This is a genomic window from Providencia sp. wls1922 (assembly GCF_009706505.1).
Taxonomy (GTDB): Bacteria; Pseudomonadota; Gammaproteobacteria; order Enterobacterales; family Enterobacteriaceae; genus Providencia; species Providencia lanzhouensis.
On sequence record NZ_WLUG01000119.1, the window covers coordinates 104,839 to 124,833 of the forward strand.

15 protein-coding genes are annotated in these 19,995 nt (G+C 42.6%); 10 read left to right on the forward strand and 5 right to left on the reverse strand.

The genetic code is table 11. The features are described from left to right. The 5 genes from arnT (at nucleotide 1) to GKR71_RS19700 (ending at nucleotide 4,126) form a co-directional block, all read left to right on the forward strand. Nucleotides 1-1,659 carry a lipid IV(A) 4-amino-4-deoxy-L-arabinosyltransferase gene (arnT, locus tag GKR71_RS19680; RefSeq protein WP_036950450.1) on the forward strand — a complete coding sequence of 553 codons (1,659 nt, stop codon included), beginning with the start codon at nucleotides 1-3 and terminating at the stop codon, nucleotides 1,657-1,659. Further along, a complete protein-coding gene (gene arnE, locus GKR71_RS19685; protein ID WP_036950448.1) occupies nucleotides 1,656-2,003 on the forward strand; it encodes a 4-amino-4-deoxy-L-arabinose-phosphoundecaprenol flippase subunit ArnE in 348 nt (115 codons plus the stop codon). The genes arnT and arnE overlap by 4 nt, the downstream gene beginning before the upstream one ends. Next, nucleotides 2,000-2,407: a 4-amino-4-deoxy-L-arabinose-phosphoundecaprenol flippase subunit ArnF gene (gene arnF, locus GKR71_RS19690; RefSeq protein ID WP_036950445.1), complete on the forward strand. Its 408-nt coding sequence runs from the start codon at nucleotides 2,000-2,002 to the stop codon at nucleotides 2,405-2,407. Before arnE ends, arnF begins: the two co-directional genes overlap by 4 nt. 142 nt (nucleotides 2,408-2,549) lie before the next feature. Further along, nucleotides 2,550-3,035: a C40 family peptidase gene (locus tag GKR71_RS19695; RefSeq protein WP_154604012.1), complete on the forward strand. Its 486-nt coding sequence runs from the start codon at nucleotides 2,550-2,552 to the stop codon at nucleotides 3,033-3,035. Between the two features lie 74 nt (nucleotides 3,036-3,109). Next, on the forward strand, nucleotides 3,110-4,126 hold the full coding sequence (locus tag GKR71_RS19700; protein WP_154609740.1) for a lipoate--protein ligase A: 1,017 nt from the start codon (nucleotides 3,110-3,112) through the stop codon (nucleotides 4,124-4,126). An 83-nt stretch (nucleotides 4,127-4,209) separates the two neighbouring features. Here the strand turns inward: GKR71_RS19700 and GKR71_RS19705 are convergent, their stop codons facing one another. The 4 genes from GKR71_RS19705 to ppsR form a co-directional block, all read right to left on the reverse strand. After that, nucleotides 4,210-4,581: a helix-turn-helix domain-containing protein gene (locus GKR71_RS19705; RefSeq protein WP_006813273.1), complete on the reverse strand. Its 372-nt coding sequence runs from the start codon at nucleotides 4,579-4,581 to the stop codon at nucleotides 4,210-4,212. A gap of 490 nt (nucleotides 4,582-5,071) precedes the next feature. Further along, nucleotides 5,072-7,198, reverse strand: coding sequence for a TonB-dependent receptor domain-containing protein (locus GKR71_RS19710; RefSeq protein ID WP_154634752.1), 2,127 nt, complete (start codon nucleotides 7,196-7,198; stop codon nucleotides 5,072-5,074). Nucleotides 7,199-7,469: 271 nt separating this feature from the next. Further along, the gene (locus tag GKR71_RS19715; RefSeq protein WP_154599993.1) at nucleotides 7,470-8,519 is read right to left on the reverse strand and encodes a 3-deoxy-7-phosphoheptulonate synthase; all 1,050 of its coding nucleotides are present in this window, start codon (nucleotides 8,517-8,519) and stop codon (nucleotides 7,470-7,472) included. 136 nt (nucleotides 8,520-8,655) lie between these two features. Beyond that, nucleotides 8,656-9,498 (reverse strand): posphoenolpyruvate synthetase regulatory kinase/phosphorylase PpsR, encoded by an 843-nt coding sequence (ppsR, locus tag GKR71_RS19720; RefSeq protein WP_154634758.1) that lies wholly within the window; start codon nucleotides 9,496-9,498, stop codon nucleotides 8,656-8,658. Between the two features lie 281 nt (nucleotides 9,499-9,779). Between ppsR and ppsA the strand changes: the two genes are divergently transcribed. Beyond that, the gene (ppsA, locus tag GKR71_RS19725) at nucleotides 9,780-12,158 is read left to right on the forward strand and encodes a phosphoenolpyruvate synthase (RefSeq protein WP_108479015.1); all 2,379 of its coding nucleotides are present in this window, start codon (nucleotides 9,780-9,782) and stop codon (nucleotides 12,156-12,158) included. Nucleotides 12,159-12,841: 683 nt separating this feature from the next. Here ppsA and ydiK read toward each other — a convergent pair. Next, nucleotides 12,842-13,957, reverse strand: a complete 1,116-nt coding sequence (gene ydiK, locus GKR71_RS19735) for an AI-2E family transporter YdiK (RefSeq protein WP_036950431.1) — start codon at nucleotides 13,955-13,957, stop codon at nucleotides 12,842-12,844. Between the two features lie 256 nt (nucleotides 13,958-14,213). Here ydiK and ydiJ point away from each other — a divergent pair, with 256 nt between their 5' ends. The 4 genes from ydiJ to sufB all read left to right on the forward strand — a co-directional run bounded on the left by ydiJ (nucleotide 14,214) and on the right by sufB (nucleotide 19,951). After that, entirely contained in the window at nucleotides 14,214-17,270 is a 3,057-nt protein-coding gene (gene ydiJ / locus GKR71_RS19740) for a D-2-hydroxyglutarate dehydrogenase YdiJ (protein WP_154609919.1), read from the forward strand. Next, nucleotides 17,267-17,683 carry a hotdog fold thioesterase gene (locus tag GKR71_RS19745; protein WP_036950426.1) on the forward strand — a complete coding sequence of 139 codons (417 nt, stop codon included), beginning with the start codon at nucleotides 17,267-17,269 and terminating at the stop codon, nucleotides 17,681-17,683. Before ydiJ ends, GKR71_RS19745 begins: the two co-directional genes overlap by 4 nt. Nucleotides 17,684-18,066: 383 nt before the next feature. Further along, nucleotides 18,067-18,435, forward strand: coding sequence for a Fe-S cluster assembly scaffold SufA (sufA, locus tag GKR71_RS19750; protein ID WP_036950521.1), 369 nt, complete (start codon nucleotides 18,067-18,069; stop codon nucleotides 18,433-18,435). A gap of 16 nt (nucleotides 18,436-18,451) precedes the next feature. Next, on the forward strand, nucleotides 18,452-19,951 hold the full coding sequence (sufB, locus tag GKR71_RS19755; protein ID WP_036950424.1) for a Fe-S cluster assembly protein SufB: 1,500 nt from the start codon (nucleotides 18,452-18,454) through the stop codon (nucleotides 19,949-19,951). Nucleotides 19,952-19,995: the final 44 nt, after the last annotated feature.

The following is a 19,995-nucleotide window of genomic DNA, read 5'->3' on the forward strand; positions in this document are numbered from 1 at the left end:
ATGTTGAATAACCGAGCGAGCAAAGTAGGAGCCTCTCTGCTGGCTCTTTTTTTTGTCTTGACCTATTTGTTGCCGTTAAACAGTCGTTTACTTTGGCAGCCGGATGAAACCCGTTATGCGGAAATCAGTCGCGAAATGCTACAACGCGGTGACTGGATAGTGCCGTACATGCTGGATATTCGTTACTTTGAGAAACCAGTAGCGGGGTATTGGATCAACAATATTAGCCAAATGATTTTTGGTGACACAAACTTTGCAGTTCGTTTTGGTTCTGTCTTCTGTATTTTATTGAGCACTCTGCTGGTTTACCGCATGGCAAAAATGATGTGGCGTAACAGCCATGTTGCCTATGTGGCAAGCTTCATCTACATCTCGATGTTCTTGGTGTTTGCAGTAGGGACATACAGCGTTCTTGACCCGATGCTATCGTTATGGATAGCCGCCAGTATGTTTTGTTGCTTATGGGCGATGAAAGCTCGAGAGGTTAAGACCAAACTCGCCGCATGGGGAGCTCTTGGGCTGGCCTGTGGTATGGCGTTTATGACCAAAGGCTTTTTAGCTTTAGCTATTCCTGTCATTGTGATGCTACCTATCACCTTGTATCAAAAACGTTTCCTTGAAATGCTTAAATATGGTCCATTAGCGATTATTACTGCGGTGATCATCAGCTTGCCGTGGGCATTGGCCATAGCCAAACAAGAACCGGATTACTGGAATTACTTTTTTTGGATTGAGCATGTGAAACGCTTTACGGCGGATGATGCTCAGCACGTTGCGCCATTCTGGTACTACATTCCGATTATTTTGCTTGGGGCTATTCCGTGGATGGGCTTAGTACCTGGCTCATTAATTAAAGGATGGAAAGAGCGTAAATCTAGCCCAGATATGTTCTTTTTACTATGTTGGTTTGTAGTTCCGGTGATTTTCTTCAGTATTTCACGCGGAAAACTACCGACTTACATGCTGCCGTTTATGGCGCCATTGGCGCTGCTAATGGCGAAATATGGTGTGGATTGTGTACGTAATGGCACCATGAAGGCATTGAAAGCCAACGGAATTATTAACATTGTTATCGGGATTGCCGCCGTGATAGCGGTGATTATCGTCAGCAGTGTGATCAAAAAGCCCCTATATGAGCATGATGAATGGTCAAAAATGGTGCTGGGGGTTGTGGCGTTTTCAATTTGGGCGATCATCGGCTATCTCTGTACCGTATTAAATGCGAAATATTGGCTGTGGGCGGCATCTTGTTCATTGGCGGTCAGCTTATGTATTGGTAGTGCATTACCAAATAACACTATTGATTCGAAGTTACCGCAGAATTTTATTCATCAAAATCATGATCTCTTGATGAACAGTCAATATTTGATGGCAAGTAACGTCGGCGTAGCTGCGGGGCTGGCATGGGAAACCAAAAATTCCAATATTTATCTCTATAATAGCAGCGGTGAATTAACTTATGGCTTGGAATACCCAGACAGTGCGCATCGTTTGGTTAAACCGGATGAATTTGCTGCATGGCTGGCAAAAGCTCGCCAAGAAGGGCAGGTCACCGTGGTGTTCTTGTTAGGTAAAAAAGAAGGGTTGCCAGACATTCCGAAGCCGGATGAAGTCATTAAGAATTCCCGTATGGCGATAGTGGTTTACCATAAACAATGATAGCGCAATTACTTCTATTACTTCTTGTCAGTGTGTTGACTTGCATTGGGCAAATAGCCCAAAAGCAAGCGGTCGTCGTTTGGCAAGGAGACAAACATAATAAAGCCGCATCCGCCATTCGTTGGCTGGTGCTGGCGGTATTAATGTTGGGATTGGGAATGCTGTTTTGGCTAAAGTTATTGGAAACAATGCCACTCAGTATTGCCTACCCGATGCTCAGTATTAATTTCGTTTTGGTCACATTGATAGGGCAATTTGTCTACCATGAGCAAACGGGGCTAAACCACTGGCTCGGGGTTGCCTCAATCATGATGGGAATACTACTGATGAGTATAAGTGTATGAATAAAGGATACTTATGGGTACTCGGTAGTGCGCTATTAGTCACCGTCGCACAGCTCAGCCTGAAAGCGGGAGTTGTTGAGCTTCCATCGTTCTCTCTAGGTTGGCACTGGTTGCAGCTAGAATGGCTGGCAGATAATGCGGCAAGTTTAGGGGTTATCTTTGTCGGGTTAGTCTGCTATGCGTTATCGATGCTGTGTTGGCTATTTGCGTTAAAATATATCGCGCTTAATAAAGCCTACCCGCTTATCAGCCTCAGCTATGTTTTCGTTTACATATTGGCGGTGGTGTTGCCATGGTTCAATGAACCCGCAACGGCGTTAAAAGCGGCGGGGATTGCATTTATTCTGCTAGGCGTATGGCTGATCAGTCGACCTTCTAAGCCTTTAACGAAAAAAGCTAAATAGCATCAGATAATTAGCCTTAGGTGTTTATTTTTTATGCGCTGTACTGTTGATCATTGTACATTATAGTCTCGCGTATTAAGATATCACTTAAGGTTATTATTTTGGGGTTATCTATGCCCGCTGGTTATCTATAAGGTACGCTATGATAGTGAATCTCAAATACCTACCATTGCTGTGTTGCCTCGTGTTGATTGGCTGCTCTTCATCCGTAAAACGGACGTCAGCACCGCCAATGAAAACCCAATTGTCTGATCCCATAATGACTATCGCGCAGCTCAAAGACCAGCTAAGCCAGTGGTATGGCACGCCGTATCACTATGGCGGCATGAGCCAAAATGGTGTGGATTGTTCGGGTTTTGTCTATCGAACATTCAGTGATCGCTTTGCGATTGAAGTCCCGCGTACGACGGTTGACCAAACGCGTTTAGGTACGCGTATTGATAAATCGGATTTAATGCCGGGTGACCTTGTATTTTTTAAAACGGGATCAGGGGAAAACGGTCTGCATGTTGGGATTTACGATACTGACAACACATTTATCCATGCATCTACCAGTAAAGGTGTGATACGTTCATCGATGGATAATAGCTATTGGCGAAAAGTGTTTTGGCAGGCACGGCGCATCTAATTTCGCTTCATTCCTCATTAATTCTTCAGTGATTATGCTATCTTAGGAGCAAGTTTTGCTTTTAGGATAGCCGAATGTCTACATTACGTTTATTTATTTCTGAATCCTTCGATCCTTGGTTTAATTTAGCGGTTGAAGAAACCATTTTTCGTCAAATGTCAGCTGATCAACGCGTGATGTTCTTATGGCGGAATGCCGATACGGTGGTCATCGGTCGCGCTCAAAACCCATGGAAAGAGTGTAACACTCGTAAAATGGAACAAGATAATGTTCGATTAGCGCGTCGTAGCAGTGGTGGCGGGGCTGTATTTCAAGATTTAGGCAATACCTGTTTTACCTTTATGGCAGGGAAACCGGAATATGATAAAACCATTTCAACGCAAATTATTGTGGATGGGCTGGCAAAAGTCGGGATCCACGCTGAAATTTCTGGGCGTAATGATTTAGTACTCGAAACTGAAAATGGTCCACGAAAAATTTCAGGCTCAGCCTACCGTGAAACTAAAGATCGTGGCTTTCACCACGGTACTTTACTGATTAATACCGATTTAAGTCGTTTAGCAAATTACCTCAATCCTGATCCTAAAAAACTGCAAGCCAAAGGGATTACGTCAGTACGTTCTCGCGTTGCCAACTTAAATGAGCTAGTACCGGATATTTCTCATGAAAAAGTGTGCGAAGGGATCATAAATAGCTTCTTTAGTTATTATGGTGAAACCGTCGAACCGGAATATATTTCACCGGAAAAACTCCCTGATTTACCTAATTTTGCAGAGACATTTGCGAAGCAAAGTAGCTGGGAATGGAACTTTGGGCAAGCGCCTGCTTTTAGTCACATGGCGGATACCCGATTCCCATGGGGCGGTATTGAGTTTCATTTTGATATTGAAAAAGGCGTGATCACGCGCTGCCAATTTTTCACCGACAGTCTCGATCCATCGCCATTAGAATGGTTAAGTCAGCAATTGGTGGGGCAAGTTTACCAAACGGAAACCATCCGTCAGTTAATGAAACAAATGAAGACGCTGTGGCCCGCGTTGACGGAACAGTTTGCAGATTTAGAAAACTGGCTCGTTAACGAACTGAGATAAAAAAAGAGCCGATGATTATCGGCTCAAAATATAGATTTCGTTGGAATGGGTGTTTGAGGGTGTAACGAAAATCTAATGTGCGCTTAATGATGGCAATTGCAAGTCATAAAAGTTTTGCATTCTGGTAACTCACCCGCTTGACGGAATTTAGCAGGGGTAGTATCAAAATGTTTCTTGAAAATACGCGTAAATGTGGCTTGAGAGCTAAAGCCATATTGCAACGCGATATCTAGAATAGGTAAGTTGCCTTCACGTAATGATTTAGCGGCTTCTAGCAGGCGACGTTTACGAACATATTCGCCTAGCGTGCAGCCCTTAAGTTCTTTAAATACACGCTGCAAATGCCATTTCGAATATCCGCTTTTATCCGCGATAGTATCGATTTTGATGCCTTCATTGCGTTGTAATTGGCTTTCAAGCCATCTAATGATTTCATTGACTACACTTTCTGACATATCTACCTCCTACTCTAGTAGGCTATTGTTCATTAATAACTAATAATAACTCATGAAATTATGGTCTATTCTTCCTTTTTTTCCGATATATCGATAGGCTAATCGTGCGGTTTTTGAATGAGAATAACTATTGTTACGATAGTTTTCATTGAAATGCGAAAAACTATACATACATAGATGAATGTTAATTTATCTTTTAATTCAATTGATTATGATTATTTTTCTGGATAAAAATAGCTTTATTTAGGCTGTTAATAGACTTATTCAAATTTATTGTTGGTGCTGTTCTATTTTATTAACCAAGTAAATTATTGAAATTTTATTTGATGTTATTATGAACAAAATAACTCAAGGTAATATAACAATTAACAGGAAATTCCGAGGTAAATTGTTTTCTTAACAATAGTGCGATGTATTGAAAGGTTCATTTACCCATGAAATTTAAGATTGGGGTAAATGAACCTGATTTCAATATGTAGTTACTTATTAATTACCACTGATAATTCACATTCCAATAAAAATTACGACCTTCCTGTGGTACGCCCATAGAAGAGACATAGTTTCTATCAAACGCATTCTTCAGGGTCAGGGTGGTATTTAGCCCTTTGACAAATTGGTCGGCTTTGTAGTTTACGTAAAAGTCATGTACGCCATAACCTGCATATTGAATCACTTCACGGTGTTTGCGATCTAACCCGTTCTCTGTATTTTGGTTTGATGATTGATATTGTGAGTTCCCCATGAATTTAGTTTTTGCGGTAAATTCACCGGACCAACCCACGTTGACGTCACTGTTTGCAATTGGTGCATTGAAACGCATTATCAGTGTTTCAGGGCGAATGGCCGATAGGGAATAATGCGTATCATTTTCTCGCCCGTCAGTGATATTGTGGTTGATATTGAAGTCAAACCACTCATTTGAATATCGAATGTGGCTATCAAACCCGGATATTGTCGCAGATGGAATATTCTCCAAGAATATTTGCGATGGGAACCAGTTTCCACTGACCTTCTTAAAATCACCACTGGTCACGATGTGATTTTTTGACTTTGTATGGAAATAAGTTGAGCCAATTTGCAGTTCATCACCCTGCAAAACAAAATTATCAAAACTGAAAGTGAATCCAGCCTCAACCGTTTTATTTGTCTCCGGTTTTAAATCGGGTGATGGGCGGAAATCAGAGACAAGACCGAGTAGGGGAACAGTAAAATGGTTAGAGTTATTGTAGAGTTCAGAGAGACGTGGGGCACGATAACTTTCGGCATAGGATGAATGTAATTTGACCCAACTCGTTGGTGTGACGGTAGCGGCAAAACGCGATGACCAATTATTGTGCTGCTGTTTGCCAACATTTTCACGTGCAGTTTTGTAATGGGTAAAACGGGTTCCCGCAGACAAAGTCACAGGCACGCTTTTTAAGCTTACATCATCGATTAACCACGCAGAAGCATTCGAAATCTCGGCTGGAGGGTAGCTTATAGCGTATTCATTAGACTTCTGATGTTGCTGAACATAATCAATTCCACTTTGAATATGGTGACTTATACGTGGCGTATGAATAGAAAAGTCATTAGAAAACTGACTTCCATAGGTGTATTGATTACGCGTTTCAGTGTCATAACTGTATGACGTAAAAATGTTTGATTTTTTCTGTAAATCTAATTGTGAAAGATGAAGGTTGGTGTAATAAAGTGACCAATTTGCCTGCCAATTCAATGGATTATTAGGTGTGAAATTTTGGTCAATGATAATGTCTTTTTGTATGGTTTCCCTCTGGTGAGGGGAGTTTTTAAATTTAGGTTGACGGGTGTCAATGACTTCTGGTTGTTTTAAGTCAATGGCATCATTGCGGTATTCTTTGTAATGCAAACCGATAGAATAGGCGGGAAGCGCATACCACGTTGTTTTGAATAACCAGTTATGCACTGATTCTCGATGGTCATACTTATTGGAAACAGGCGATCCAGCTAGCTGTTTTTTCCGTTGGGTGTAACTGATTACGCCATCTAGTGGACCTAAACGCCCTAAAAGCGTGGCTCCCGCATGATAACTGGGGTCATTGCGATTCATTCCACCGAATAAACGACCACCAAATTTTCGGTCGGGCTTAAGAATATCCGATGGCGTTAACGTTTTGATGGAAATAGTTCCAGCCAGTGCGCCGCTTCCATGTTGTACAGAAGACGCGCCTTTATGAATGTAAGTTTTGCTGATCAATGATGGATCAATGAAGGTGGCATCAAATAAGCCCGAATAAAAATCTTGGGGAACATTATCCACCATAATTTTTACGCCACGTGAATCGTAGCCTCGCATCTGCACTGACTGCCCATAGGTACTACCTGCTCCAGTCACAAAAATGCCCGCTTGACCCTTTAACAAATCGAGAGCAGATGAGGCAGTTTGTTGTTCTGGTGCCGTAGTATCAATGACCTCAAATTGTTCGGCAACGGCAAATTTTTCGTTATTTAGAGGGGTAGTGGTTACGTGGATCACGTCGTTAGCGGCTAAGGTACTGAATCCAGTCATAGCAAGGGCGACGGCTAATGTTGATAAAGAAAATACTTTGCTGTGTGAAGCATCTGAAGTTGATGCTGATCTCAATGTAAACGCCATTAGGAAATCCTTTCCTGAGTAATATGATTCTGGCTACCGAGATAATAAAAAATATCAGAGGTGGCTTATAGTTAAAAACGAGAATCATTATCGATAATAAAATGGCGGAATCAAGTATTTTTTAGTTAATAATACTGAGTTTTTCAAAATAAATAGTTAATTATTTCTTTAGATGAATGTGTTTGCAGTGAGTTATTTAGAGGGCAAATGAAAATAAGCGCTTTAGATTGAAAATAAGCTAAAGCGCAGGTGTCATTTTTGGATGAAAAGGTTATTTAAAGCGGAAGTTAACTGCGTCAGCCAGTATTTCAATCAATTGTTCAGTGTCCTCCCAACCCAAACATGGATCGGTAATTGATTGACCATAAACTAGAGGCTGATCTGCACAGATTTTTTGATTGCCTTCTTTTAAGAAGCTTTCTGCCATCACACCACTAATTGCTGTTGAGCCTTGCTTAATCTGTTGAGCGATATCTTGCGCTACATCTAATTGGCGACGATGAATTTTCTGGCAGTTACCATGGCTGAAGTCCACCACTAAATGCTCAGCTAAACCAAACTCATTTAATTTTTCACAAGCTTGTGAAATGTACTGCGCTTCATAGTTAGGCTTCTTGCCACCACGCATAATGATATGCCCATGAGGGTTACCACTGGTTTGGTAGATTGTCATCTGCCCGCTCTTATCTGGTGATAAAAACATATGCTGCGCTTTGGCGGCACGAATAGCATCAATAGCGATATTGATATTACCATCGGTACCATTTTTAAAACCAACAGGGCAGGAGAGCGCTGATGCCATTTCACGATGGATCTGGCTTTCGGTGGTACGAGCGCCAATCGCTCCCCAGCTAATTAAGTCCGCAATATATTGTCCTGTCACCATGTCGAGGAATTCAGTAGCGGTTGCTAATCCTAATTGATTAACTTCAATCAAAAGCTTGCGCGCTAAACGAATGCCGGTGTTCACTTGGCATGAGTTATCAAGGTGCGGGTCAGAAATTAAACCTTTCCAGCCCACAACGGTACGCGGTTTTTCAAAATAGGTGCGCATGACAATTTCTAAGCGATCTTGATATTTTTGGCGTAACGTATTTAGCTTATTAGCGTATTCAATTGCGGCATCAATGTCATGAATAGAGCAAGGACCTACAATCACCAGCAAACGCGGGTCTTCACCTGATAGGATCTTTTCAATTCGTTTACGTGACGCTGTCACGTTATCGGCGATTGCTTGGGATATCGGAAATTCCTCAGCGAGTGTTTGTGGCGTAATTAAACTGTCCACTCGCTGAGTTCGTAACTCATCTGTTTTATGCATTTTGTTTCTCAAAACTTTTACTCGGCTGAGCCTTTTTGTACAGCCGTATTAGTGACTAAGGTCACAATAAACGAAACTGGCTCAAATTCAAACCACCAACTTGGGTTGAATGAATAATTTTTTATATTTTATTTTGCTAAAAAATACGACGCTGTAATCCCATCGTATCAATCACTTTGGCTGAAATTTCTTCAACAGAGTAGTTGGTAGTATTTAAGTAATTGATTTTATTCTGTCTAAATAGCGCTTCTACTTCAGCAATTTCAATACGACACTGGCGAAGCGAGGCGTAACGGCTATTTTCTCTGTGTTCTTCACGAATTGCGGCAAGGCGTTCAGGGCTGATAGTTAAACCAAAAAGTTTATGGGTATAGGGACGTAATGCGGCAGGCAGCTGTAAATTGTCCATATCATCGGCAGTGAATGGGTAGTTGGCGGCTTGTATGCCAAATTGCATCGCTAAATATAAGCTTGTTGGTGTTTTACCGCAGCGAGAGACGCCAATTAAGATTACTTGAGCTTGTTCAAGGTTACGTAATGAAATGCCATCATCATGAGCGAGGGTATATTCAATTGCTGCAATACGGGCATCATATTGATTCATATTTTGCATGGATAACCCGTGAGTACGATTGAGTTTTGGCTCCGGTTCTAACCCGACTTCTCGCTGTATTGGGGCGACCAAACTTTGCACAATATCCTGACAAAATCCTGCACTTTGAGTGATGATTTCTTTCACTTCTGAGGAAATTATTGAATAAAACACCAGTGGACGAAGGGCTGTTTCAGCATAAATAGTGTCAATTTTTTGTTTAATTTCAAGCGCTCGTGCTTGCGTGGTAACAAACGGTAAAGTGTAAGAAATAAAGGATAATGGAAATTGAGATAAGACGGCGTGCCCTAACGTTTCAGCTGTGATTGCGGTGCCATCAGAGATAAAAAAAACGGTACGTTGAACTTGGCTGGCATTTTTACTCATAGAATTTAATTCGCTCATAACTGGCTTCTTTTTATCGTATTTTTTCTGAGTTTTGGAAAATATTGTAAGTGAATAAACATTTAAAAATCATTTATGGGGGGAAGTATAGACAAATTTTGAACAATTTTTAGAACAAAAAAATTTTATTAATTGATGGAACGATTCACCAGTCCATCTTCCCATAACGTCTGTGCTAGTCTATTCGCGAGGCGAATTTTCGCCAACGAGATTTTTTACGATTTGTTGTCTGTCACTAAATTGCTATAAAAGGATCGCTTTCAATGTCCACAAATGGCCTTACTCCGTGTAATGTACTTTGGTATAACCAATTAGGGATGAACGATGTTGACCGTGTTGGAGGCAAAAACGCTTCCCTCGGTGAAATGATCACCAACTTGTCCGATCTTGGTGTATCCGTACCAAACGGTTTTGCGACAACCGCACAGGCGTTTAATGATTTTCTGGAGCAGAGCGGTGTAAACCAGCGTATTTACAACCTGCTAGATGAAACGGATATTGATGATGTGAACCAACTGGCGGCAGCCGGTGCTCAGATCCGCCAATGGGTGATTGATACCCCATTGACGCAAGCATTAGAGCAGGATATTCGTGAAGCTTTCCTTCAATTATCTGAAGGTGAAGCCGAAGCGTCATTCGCTGTTCGCTCATCAGCAACCGCTGAAGATATGCCTGATGCCTCATTTGCTGGGCAGCAAGAGACATTCCTCAACGTTCAAGGGATTGATGCGGTATTGGTTGCCATTAAACATGTATTTGCGTCGCTGTTTAATGACCGTGCTATTTCTTATCGTGTACACCAAGGCTACGACCATCGTGGCGTCGCGTTATCTGCGGGTGTACAACGAATGGTGCGTTCTGACCTCGCTTCTTCCGGCGTTATGTTTACTATCGATACTGAGTCTGGTTTTGACCAAGTCGTGTTTATTACCTCCGCATATGGTCTCGGCGAGATGGTGGTACAGGGCGCGGTAAACCCAGATGAGTTCTATGTCCATAAACCAACCCTGCAAAATAATAAGCCTGCGATTGTACGTCGTACATTAGGCTCTAAAAAATTGCAGATGGTCTATGCCGACAGTAAAGAGCACGGTAAACAAGTGAAGATTGAAGATGTGCCAGAAGCACTACGCAATCGTTTCTCTTTAGCCGATCACGAAGTGGAAGAGCTGGCTCGTCAAGCTTTACAGATCGAAAAACACTACGGTCGTCCAATGGATATCGAATGGGCAAAAGATGGTCATAATGGTCGTCTATATATTGTTCAAGCGCGTCCGGAAACCGTTCGTTCTAACCAACAGGTTATGGAGCGTTATAAACTGAAAGACCAAGGGCAGGTCTTAGTTGAAGGTCGTGCAATCGGTCATCGCATTGGCGCAGGTTCGGTTAAAGTCATCCATAACTTAAGTGAGATGGATAGAATTCAGCCGGGTGACGTATTAGTGACGGACATGACGGACCCCGATTGGGAACCTATCATGAAAAAAGCGGCTGCTATCGTAACAAACCGTGGCGGTCGTACTTGCCATGCGGCGATCATCGCGCGTGAGCTTGGTATCCCTGCCGTTGTTGGTTGTGGTGATGCAACTGAACGCCTGAAAGAAGACCAAGATGTCACTATTTCTTGTGCTGAAGGGGATACTGGCTTTGTTTATGACGGTAAATTGGCGTTTGAAATCCACAGTTCAGAAGTGAACGACATGCCTGATTTGAACGTCAAAATCATGATGAACGTCGGTAACCCAGACCGTGCATTTGATTTTGCGTGTTTACCAAACGAAGGTGTTGGCTTAGCGAGACTCGAATTTATCATCAACCGCATGATAGGTGTTCACCCAAGAGCACTGCTAGAGTTCGATGCTCAGACGCCAGAATTACAAGCAGAAATCCGCAATATGATGGTCGGCTATGACGACCCTGTTGAATTCTACGTTAGCAAGCTGACGGAAGGGATTTCAACACTCGCTGCAGCATTCTGGCCAAAACGCGTGATCGTGCGTTTATCTGACTTTAAATCCAATGAGTATGCCAACCTCGTTGGTGGCGATAAATATGAGCCGAAGGAAGAGAACCCTATGTTGGGCTTCCGTGGGGCGGGGCGTTATGTGTCAGATAGCTTCCGTGCATGTTTTGCACTGGAGTGTGAAGCCGTTAAACGCGTTCGTAATAAGATGGGTCTGACTAACGTTGAAGTTATGATTCCGTTTGTTCGCACAGTAGCACAAGCCGAGTCGGTGGTTGCTGAGCTGGCAAAACATGACCTGAAACGTGGTGAGAATGGCTTAAAAGTGATTATGATGTGTGAAATCCCATCTAACGCACTGCTAGCTGATCAGTTCCTTGAACATTTCGATGGCTTCTCCATTGGTTCTAACGACATGACTCAGTTAACCCTCGGTCTTGATAGAGACTCTGGTGTTGTATCTGAATTGTTTGATGAACGTAATGATGCGGTTAAGGCAATGTTGTCAATGGCAATTAAGGCTGCGAAGCGTCAGAACAAATATGTCGGTATTTGTGGGCAAGGCCCATCAGACCACCAAGATTTTGCACAATGGCTGGTGGATGAGGGCATTGATAGCTTATCGTTGAACCCAGACACAGTAGTGCACACTTGGCTAACAATCGCTGGAAATCAATAATTTAATTATTCATTTTTAGATTGTTCATTATAAGAAGGTCGGTAAATAATTATTATTTGCCGACCTTTGTTTATATATAGAGACAACCTATTACAGCGATAGAATTAAACTCAATGTAAGTTTAATTTACGTAAATATTCATAATATATTATTCAGATTTTCAGCAAAATAAAACTATAGTCTCATAAATGGATTCATTATTAATGTTAAATAAAAAGTTATTAAATAATTAAAACCATTAAATCCATTACTCTAATTATGCGTAATTACGTATAGAGAGAGTAATTGGAATATTATATTAACTATGCAACAGAGAAGCGGAGTTTGGGGGAGATAGAGATAAAAAAAAAGCCTATCATGGGCTGACAGGCAAAGACTACACACAGCAATTTGGTTAAGTAAGTCACGTTAGAAATTAAATAACATAACTTATTAATTCGTTATCGAAGAGATATTAACAGGGATATATTAAACTGTTTAAATAAGTTAATCACTCGGAACACTCTTAATACCATATTACTTATTGTTCCCAAATGATTATTCATTCGATGTGGAGAATATTAACATAATTAAAGATAAAAACTAACAGTAGTGTGTTAAATATTGTTTCTAAATATTAATGAGAATAGATAGTCGAGAAAACATGTCCAAAATGAAACATGTTTTCTCGAATTAAATGAAATTTATTTCTTCATTAAGAATTCTTCTTCAAGGAATTTTTCGGTGGCTTCTAAATTTTCACTTGGTGGTGCCACTTCATTCATCCACGCTTTGAGCAGGCTATACGAGACAGCCAGCACCACAGGACCAATGAATAAGCCAATCATACCGAATGATAAGATACCGCCGATAACTCCCACTAAAATAAGCACCATAGGAAGATCTGCACCCATTTTAATTAGCCAAGGTCGTAGCACTCCATCCATAGTGGCAACCACTGCCGCCCAAACCCCGAGAATAATTGCCCAGGTAGTATCTCCCGTCCAAAATAGCCACAGAACGGAAGGTACCATGACTAATAGTGGGCCAAGTTGTGCAACACAGCAGATAAAAATCAAGACCGTTAAAATGGCAGCATAGCTAATACCCGATAGAGCAAGACCAACCCCACCCACAATGGCTTGAATTAACGCAGTAACAACTACGCCAAGTGCGACTGCACGAATAGATTGTGCTGCAAGTACCACAGCCGCATCGCCGCGGATGCCCGCAAGACGTACAGCAAAGTGACGAACACCGATTGTCACCAGCTCGCCTTTATAATAGAGCAGCCCACTAAACAGCAGCATCAATACGAGGTGGAATAAGAAGCGGCTGGCACTAACGGCCTGCGTTGCAAACCATCCTGCGGCTTGACCGAAATAAGGTTGTACTTTAGCCAATAACGCATTACCACCACTTGCTACTAAACTGTGCCAAGCGTAATACAGTTTCTCTCCGACCATAGGCACTTGATTCAGCCACTCTAAATCCGGCAAGGTGATACTGGCCGGTGACTTCGCCAATTCGATAAGCGGCGCACTGTTTTGAATAATGCTGCCAATCAAAATACTGGTTGGAATAACAAAAAGAAGGAAGATCAGTAGAACCATGGTCAGCGAAGCAAGCCAGCGCTTATTCCATAGGCGTGCTTGTAGTCGTAAGAGAATTGGCCAAGTAGCAATCACCATCATCCCCGCCCATACGAATCCTAAAATAAATGGGCTTAAGACCCAAAAACAGGTCGCTATCATAAAGATAATGGAGAGCAGTCCAAGGACGAGTTTGGGTAAATCCAAACGTTTTTGCGATTTTTCCATTAATGATCAATCCTTAACAAATGAAAATTCTGTGGGGTTAGGGCTTTTACAGGTGAAAATAGTGTAATTATTTTTCATGCTTAAAAGAAACAATATTGTGATATGGTTTTACTGACAATGTCACCGGCAGATGCGCTATCTTTACAGGCTGCGAGGGAACACTCTCCAATAAACCTTGTGCCTATTGTGCTACTTAAACTAAAGATAGTACATAACGACAAATGCGATTACTCAACAACAAGAGTCATGATTAATAATGATCCCGCGTATATCTGAAGCACCACATCTTAGTCAGTTAGCTATCCAATTTCTGCACGAGCTACAACAGCAAGGTTTTACTGGTGATACTGGCACCAGCTACGCTGAGCGTTTATCCATGGCGACTGACAACAGCATTTACCAACTATTACCACAAGCTGTCATCTTCCCGCGTTCCAGCGCTGACGTACAAATCATTACGCGCGTCGCAGGGCAAGACAAATACCGTGAATTAAGTTTCACGCCACGCGGCGGGGGAACGGGCACTAATGGGCAATCACTCACCGAAGGGATTGTAGTGGACATGTCCCGCTATATGAATCGAATTTTAGAAATCAACCCAGAACAGGGATGGGTAAAAGTTGAAGCTGGCGTGATTAAAGACCAACTCAACCAATTTCTAAAACCGTATGGCTACTTTTTCTCTCCGGAGCTATCCACAAGTAACCGTGCGACATTGGGCGGGATGATCAACACAGATGCTTCTGGACAGGGATCATTAGTGTATGGCAAAACGTCAGACCATGTTTTAGGGGTTAAAGCGATGGTTTTGGGTGGCGCTTGCCTTGATACTCGCGCTATGCCTATCGAACTCGCCCAAACGATTGCGTTAGAGGATTCAGTCGAAGGGCGTATCTATAAAACTGTACTTGAACGCTGCTTAGAGCAACGTCCGTTAATTGAAGAAAAATTTCCAAAACTAAACCGATTTTTAACGGGCTATGACTTACGCCATGTTTTTAATGATGACCTTACTCAGTTTGATTTAACGCGAATTTTAACAGGGTCTGAAGGCTCGCTGGCGTTTATTACGGAAGCCACGTTGGATATTACGCCGCTACCGAAAGTGCGCCGTTTGGTGAACGTCAAATATGATTCGTTTGAATCCGCATTGCGTAACGCACCATTTATGGTGCAGGCGCAAGCACTCTCGGTAGAAACTGTCGACTCGAAAGTTTTGAATCTTGCGAAAGAAGATATTGTTTGGCACTCCGTAAAATCGCTGATCACCGATGTACCGAATAAAGAGATGCTTGGGCTGAACATTGTTGAGTTTAGTGGCGATGATGCAGATGAAATCAATCGTTTGACTGATAGCTTATGCCAGCGCCTTGATGAATTGATGGCGAGTCAGCAAGCGGGCGTGATTGGCTACCAAGTTTGTCATGACCTTGCTGATATTACTCGTATCTATAATATGCGCAAAAAAGCGGTGGGATTATTGGGTAACAGCAAAGGTGCCGCGAAACCCATCCCATTTGTTGAGGATACCTGTGTACCACCGGAGCATCTTGCGGATTATATCGAGGAATTCAGAGCGCTACTGGATAGCCATAAACTAAATTATGGGATGTTTGGTCATGTGGATGCAGGTGTTTTACACGTTCGCCCAGCATTAGATATGTGCGACCCTCAGCAAGAAATGTTAATGAAGCAAATTTCGGATGAAATTGTTACTTTGACTGCAAAATATGGCGGCTTACTGTGGGGGGAACACGGTAAAGGCTTCAGAGCGCAATATAGCCCAGAATTCTTTGGTGAAGTGCTTTACGGTGAGCTGCGTAATATTAAGGCGGCATTTGATCCCTATAACCGTTTGAACCCCGGAAAAATTTGTCCACCTGCGGGTATCGATGCCCCAATGAAACAGGTGGATGCAACCAAACGCGGCACATACGATCGTCAAATCCCAATTCAAATACGCCAAGAGTTCCGAGGTGCGATGGATTGTAACGGCAACGGGCTTTGTTTCAACTTTGATGTAAAAAGTCAAATGTGCCCATCGATGAAAATTAGCCGCCAGCGCGTGCATTCACCGAAAGGTCGTGCAACGTTAGTTCGAGAATGGCTGCGTTTATTGGCGGAGCAGGGCGTTACACCAGAGCAAATTGAAAAAGGCGTGAAAAGCGAGTCTCCATCGTTACGTGGGTTGATTGAAAAAACGCGTAACTCATGGCGGGCGAAGCAAGGGGATTATGATTTCTCCCATGAAGTAAAAGAGTCAATGTCTGGGTGTTTAGCCTGTAAAGCGTGCTCGACTCAGTGCCCCATTAAAATTGATGTGCCGTCTTTCCGGGCAAAATTTCTTGCGCTATATCATAGCCGTTACTTGCGACCAGTTCGTGACCATATTGTGGCGAATGTGGAAGCTAGTGCTCCGTTAATGTCAAAAGCACCGGGCGTTTTTAACTTCTTCTTGCGTCAAACGGTGGTTCAGAAACTGAGCGAACACACTATTGGTATGGTGGATTTACCGTTATTTTCTCAACCGACGCTGAAACAGGAGTTATCAGGGCATGCAGCGACCTCCCTGACATTAGAACAACTTGAAGGAATGTCTGCTAGCCAGCGCGAAAAACATGTGCTCGTGGTGCAAGACCCGTTCACTAGCTACTATGATGCAAAAGTGGTGGTGGATTTTGTTCGTCTGATCGAAAAGTTAGGCTATAAGCCTGTGTTACTCCCATTCTCACCGAATGGCAAAGCACAACATATCAAAGGTTTCTTAAGCCGTTTTGCGAAAACTGCACGTAAAACATCAGACTTTTTAAATCGTGTTGCTAAACTGCAATTACCGATGGTGGGTGTCGACCCTGCATTGGTACTGTGTTATCGCGATGAATATCATGAAATTTTAGGTGAGGAGCAATGCCAATTTACGGTAATGCTGGCTCATGAATGGCTAATCTCATTACCGGAACAAACCAAAAATGACGGAACTGATGAGCAGCCTTGGTATCTCTTTGGTCACTGTACCGAATCAACGGCATTACCCAATAGCGCCAACCAATGGGCTGCACTGTTTTCCCGTTACGGGCGTAAACTCACTAATGTGAGTGTTGGATGCTGTGGAATGGCGGGAACTTATGGTCATGAAGTCGCTAACCTTGAGAATTCAAAAGGTATTTACAATCTATCGTGGAAACCTGCGATAGAAAAACTACCCCTAGAACGCTGCTTAAGTTCGGGATATTCTTGTCGTAGCCAAGTAAAACGAATGGAAAAAACGGCAATCAAACACCCAATTCAAGCCTTACTGGAGATTGTTTCATGATTTGGAAGCGTCAATTTAACTTGCAACAAATGGCGGCAATGGCTGAAAGCTGTATGTTAGGCCATATAGGGATTGAAATTACAGGCTTTGGTGATGACTACCTTGAAGGTACCATGCCAGTCGACCATCGCACCAAACAGCCTTTTGGTTTGCTACACGGTGGTGCTTCGGTTGTATTGGCTGAATCCTTAGGTTCAATCGCAGGCTACCTATGCAGTGAAGGTGATCAACGTGTAGTTGGTGTGGAAATTAACGCAAACCATATTCGTGCAGCGCGAGAAGGTGTGGTGAGAGGTGTATGCAAACCGATTCATCTAGGGCGCCGTCAGCAAGTGTGGAATATCGAAATTTTTAACGAGAAAAACCAACTGTGTTGCACCTCCCGTTTAACAACTGCCGTATTGTTTGAATAATCAGCAGTTTGTTTCTTCTGATACCCTCAGTTTATTTGAGGGTATCAATCCTATATTTATCTTTCATATCAATTCTTTATAACTTATCTAATTTATTCATTCTCATTCAATGAATGTGGTACTAAACCGAATATCACTTTATTAATTTGTGTTATTTTTATGTACTCAATAATACATAAAAAACATTATCATGAATGAGATTTATTTCTTAATTATTAATTGGTTAGATATTTCCATAAACTAAAATCCTGTCAGTAAACCGTTCTCATCGCTATAACCTCTTAAAACAAATGGTTGAAGTCATATGGGTAATCATTACCATGTCATATAGAGAAGAAATCGCTGATAACAGGCTGAAAAACCATAAGAAAAGTGAGGTCAATATGACTGGTGGTGTAGAAACATTTTCATTGGATGAAAATTCATGGCAGGGCGTCAGCCTAACCCCAAGTGCCGCTAAACAGATCAATAAGTTAGTTCTTCAAACACCGAATAGTAAAGGTCTATCCCTCGGCGTGAAACAGTCGGGATGTGCAGGTTTTGGATACGTCTTCGAGATGATTGAAAACCCAACCGATGACCACTTAGTGTTTGAACTCGATGGCGCACACTTGTATGTGCCTAAAAAAGCAATGCCATTCATTGATGGCACGGTAGTGGATTATGTCCAAGAAGGGCTTAACCATATTTTTAAATTTAATAACCCGAAAGCTCAACATGCCTGTGGGTGTGGTGAAAGCTTCGGCGTTTAACTTGTGAAGCTAGATTATGTCTCAGAGCAATGTAGAAGTTGGCGAAGATGTTCAAAGCTGGCTTGATGAAAAACGTTATAAAGAAGGCTTTTTTACCCAAGTTGCCACCGATGAGATGGCAAAAGGGCTAAATGAAGAGGTGGTTCGTGCTATTTCTGCGAAGCGTAATGAACCTGAGTGGATGCTGCAATTTCGTCTTGATGCCTTTAATCACTGGAAAGGCATGGAAGAGCCACACTGGCTGAAAGCCCATTATCCAAATTTGGATTACCAAGATTATAGCTATTATTCCGCGCCATCTTGCGGGTCGTGTGATGATGCCTGTGGTTCACAGCCAGGCGCGACACAATCAACAGGCGCTGCGGAAGAAGCGAATTACCTGACGAGCGAAGTGGAAGATGCCTTCAATCAGCTTGGTGTGCCTGTCCGTGAAGGCAGTAAAGTGGCGGTAGATGCGATTTTTGACTCCGTTTCTGTATCAACAACCTACCGTGGCGATTTAGCCAAACACGGGATCATTTTCTGCTCGTTCAGCGAAGCTATTCAAGAATACCCTGAGCTGGTTCAAAAATATTTAGGTAGCGTCGTCTCGAGCCACGATAACTTTTTTGCTGCACTGAATGCAGCCGTGGCATCGGACGGAACTTTTGTTTACATCCCGAAAGGGGTGCGTTGCCCTATGGAGTTATCGACTTATTTCCGTATTAATGCGGCAAAAACAGGGCAATTTGAACGCACAATATTAATTGCCGACGAAGGCAGTTATGTGAGTTACATCGAAGGGTGTTCAGCACCAGTGAGGGATAGCTATCAATTGCACGCAGCTGTTGTGGAAGTGATTATCCATAAAGATGCCGAAGTGAAGTACTCGACAGTTCAAAACTGGTTCTCGGGTGGTGATAGCGAAACGGGGGGAATTCTCAATTTCGTGACTAAGCGTGCCCTGTGCGAAGGGGAAAATTCCAAAATGTCATGGACACAATCCGAAACAGGTTCTGCCATTACGTGGAAATACCCAAGCGTGATTTTAAAAGGGGATAACTCTGTTGGGGAATTTTTCTCTGTCGCGCTGACCAACGGTAACCAACAAGCGGATACGGGCACCAAAATGATCCACATTGGCAAAAATACCCGCTCAACGATTATCTCAAAAGGGATTTCGGCAGGTAAAAGCCAAAATAGTTATCGTGGGCTCGTCAAAATACTTCCGAGTGCCCATAACGCTCGTAATTTTACCCAATGTGACTCCATGCTGATTGGTACCCAATGTGGCGCTCATACCTTCCCGTATGTGGAAGTGAAGAACAATACCGCGCAATTAGAACATGAAGCGACAACGTCGCGCATTGGTGAAGACCAGCTGTTTTATTGCTTGCAACGTGGGATCAGCGAAGATGACGCTATCTCAATGATTGTTAACGGCTTCTGTAAAGATGTTTTCTCAGAATTGCCACTAGAGTTTGCCGTTGAGGCACAAAAATTATTGGCTATCAGCTTAGAACACAGTGTGGGCTGATCCTAACCGAGTTTAGTTGCGCTTGAGCGCTAAAGGCATGTTGA

Coding starts and splice junctions, on each gene's coding strand:
- arnT (WP_036950450.1), top strand. CDS start 1: ATGTTGAATAACCGAGCGAGCAAAGTAGGAGCCTCTCTGCTGGCTCTT.
- arnE (WP_036950448.1), top strand. CDS start 1,656: ATGATAGCGCAATTACTTCTATTACTTCTTGTCAGTGTGTTGACTTGC.
- arnF (WP_036950445.1), top strand. CDS start 2,000: ATGAATAAAGGATACTTATGGGTACTCGGTAGTGCGCTATTAGTCACC.
- GKR71_RS19695 (WP_154604012.1), top strand. CDS start 2,550: ATGATAGTGAATCTCAAATACCTACCATTGCTGTGTTGCCTCGTGTTG.
- GKR71_RS19700 (WP_154609740.1), top strand. CDS start 3,110: ATGTCTACATTACGTTTATTTATTTCTGAATCCTTCGATCCTTGGTTT.
- GKR71_RS19705 (WP_006813273.1), bottom strand. CDS start 4,581: ATGTCAGAAAGTGTAGTCAATGAAATCATTAGATGGCTTGAAAGCCAA.
- GKR71_RS19710 (WP_154634752.1), bottom strand. CDS start 7,198: ATGGCGTTTACATTGAGATCAGCATCAACTTCAGATGCTTCACACAGC.
- GKR71_RS19715 (WP_154599993.1), bottom strand. CDS start 8,519: ATGCATAAAACAGATGAGTTACGAACTCAGCGAGTGGACAGTTTAATT.
- ppsR (WP_154634758.1), bottom strand. CDS start 9,498: ATGAGTAAAAATGCCAGCCAAGTTCAACGTACCGTTTTTTTTATCTCT.
- ppsA (WP_108479015.1), top strand. CDS start 9,780: ATGTCCACAAATGGCCTTACTCCGTGTAATGTACTTTGGTATAACCAA.
- ydiK (WP_036950431.1), bottom strand. CDS start 13,957: ATGGAAAAATCGCAAAAACGTTTGGATTTACCCAAACTCGTCCTTGGA.
- ydiJ (WP_154609919.1), top strand. CDS start 14,214: ATGATCCCGCGTATATCTGAAGCACCACATCTTAGTCAGTTAGCTATC.
- GKR71_RS19745 (WP_036950426.1), top strand. CDS start 17,267: ATGATTTGGAAGCGTCAATTTAACTTGCAACAAATGGCGGCAATGGCT.
- sufA (WP_036950521.1), top strand. CDS start 18,067: ATGACTGGTGGTGTAGAAACATTTTCATTGGATGAAAATTCATGGCAG.
- sufB (WP_036950424.1), top strand. CDS start 18,452: ATGTCTCAGAGCAATGTAGAAGTTGGCGAAGATGTTCAAAGCTGGCTT.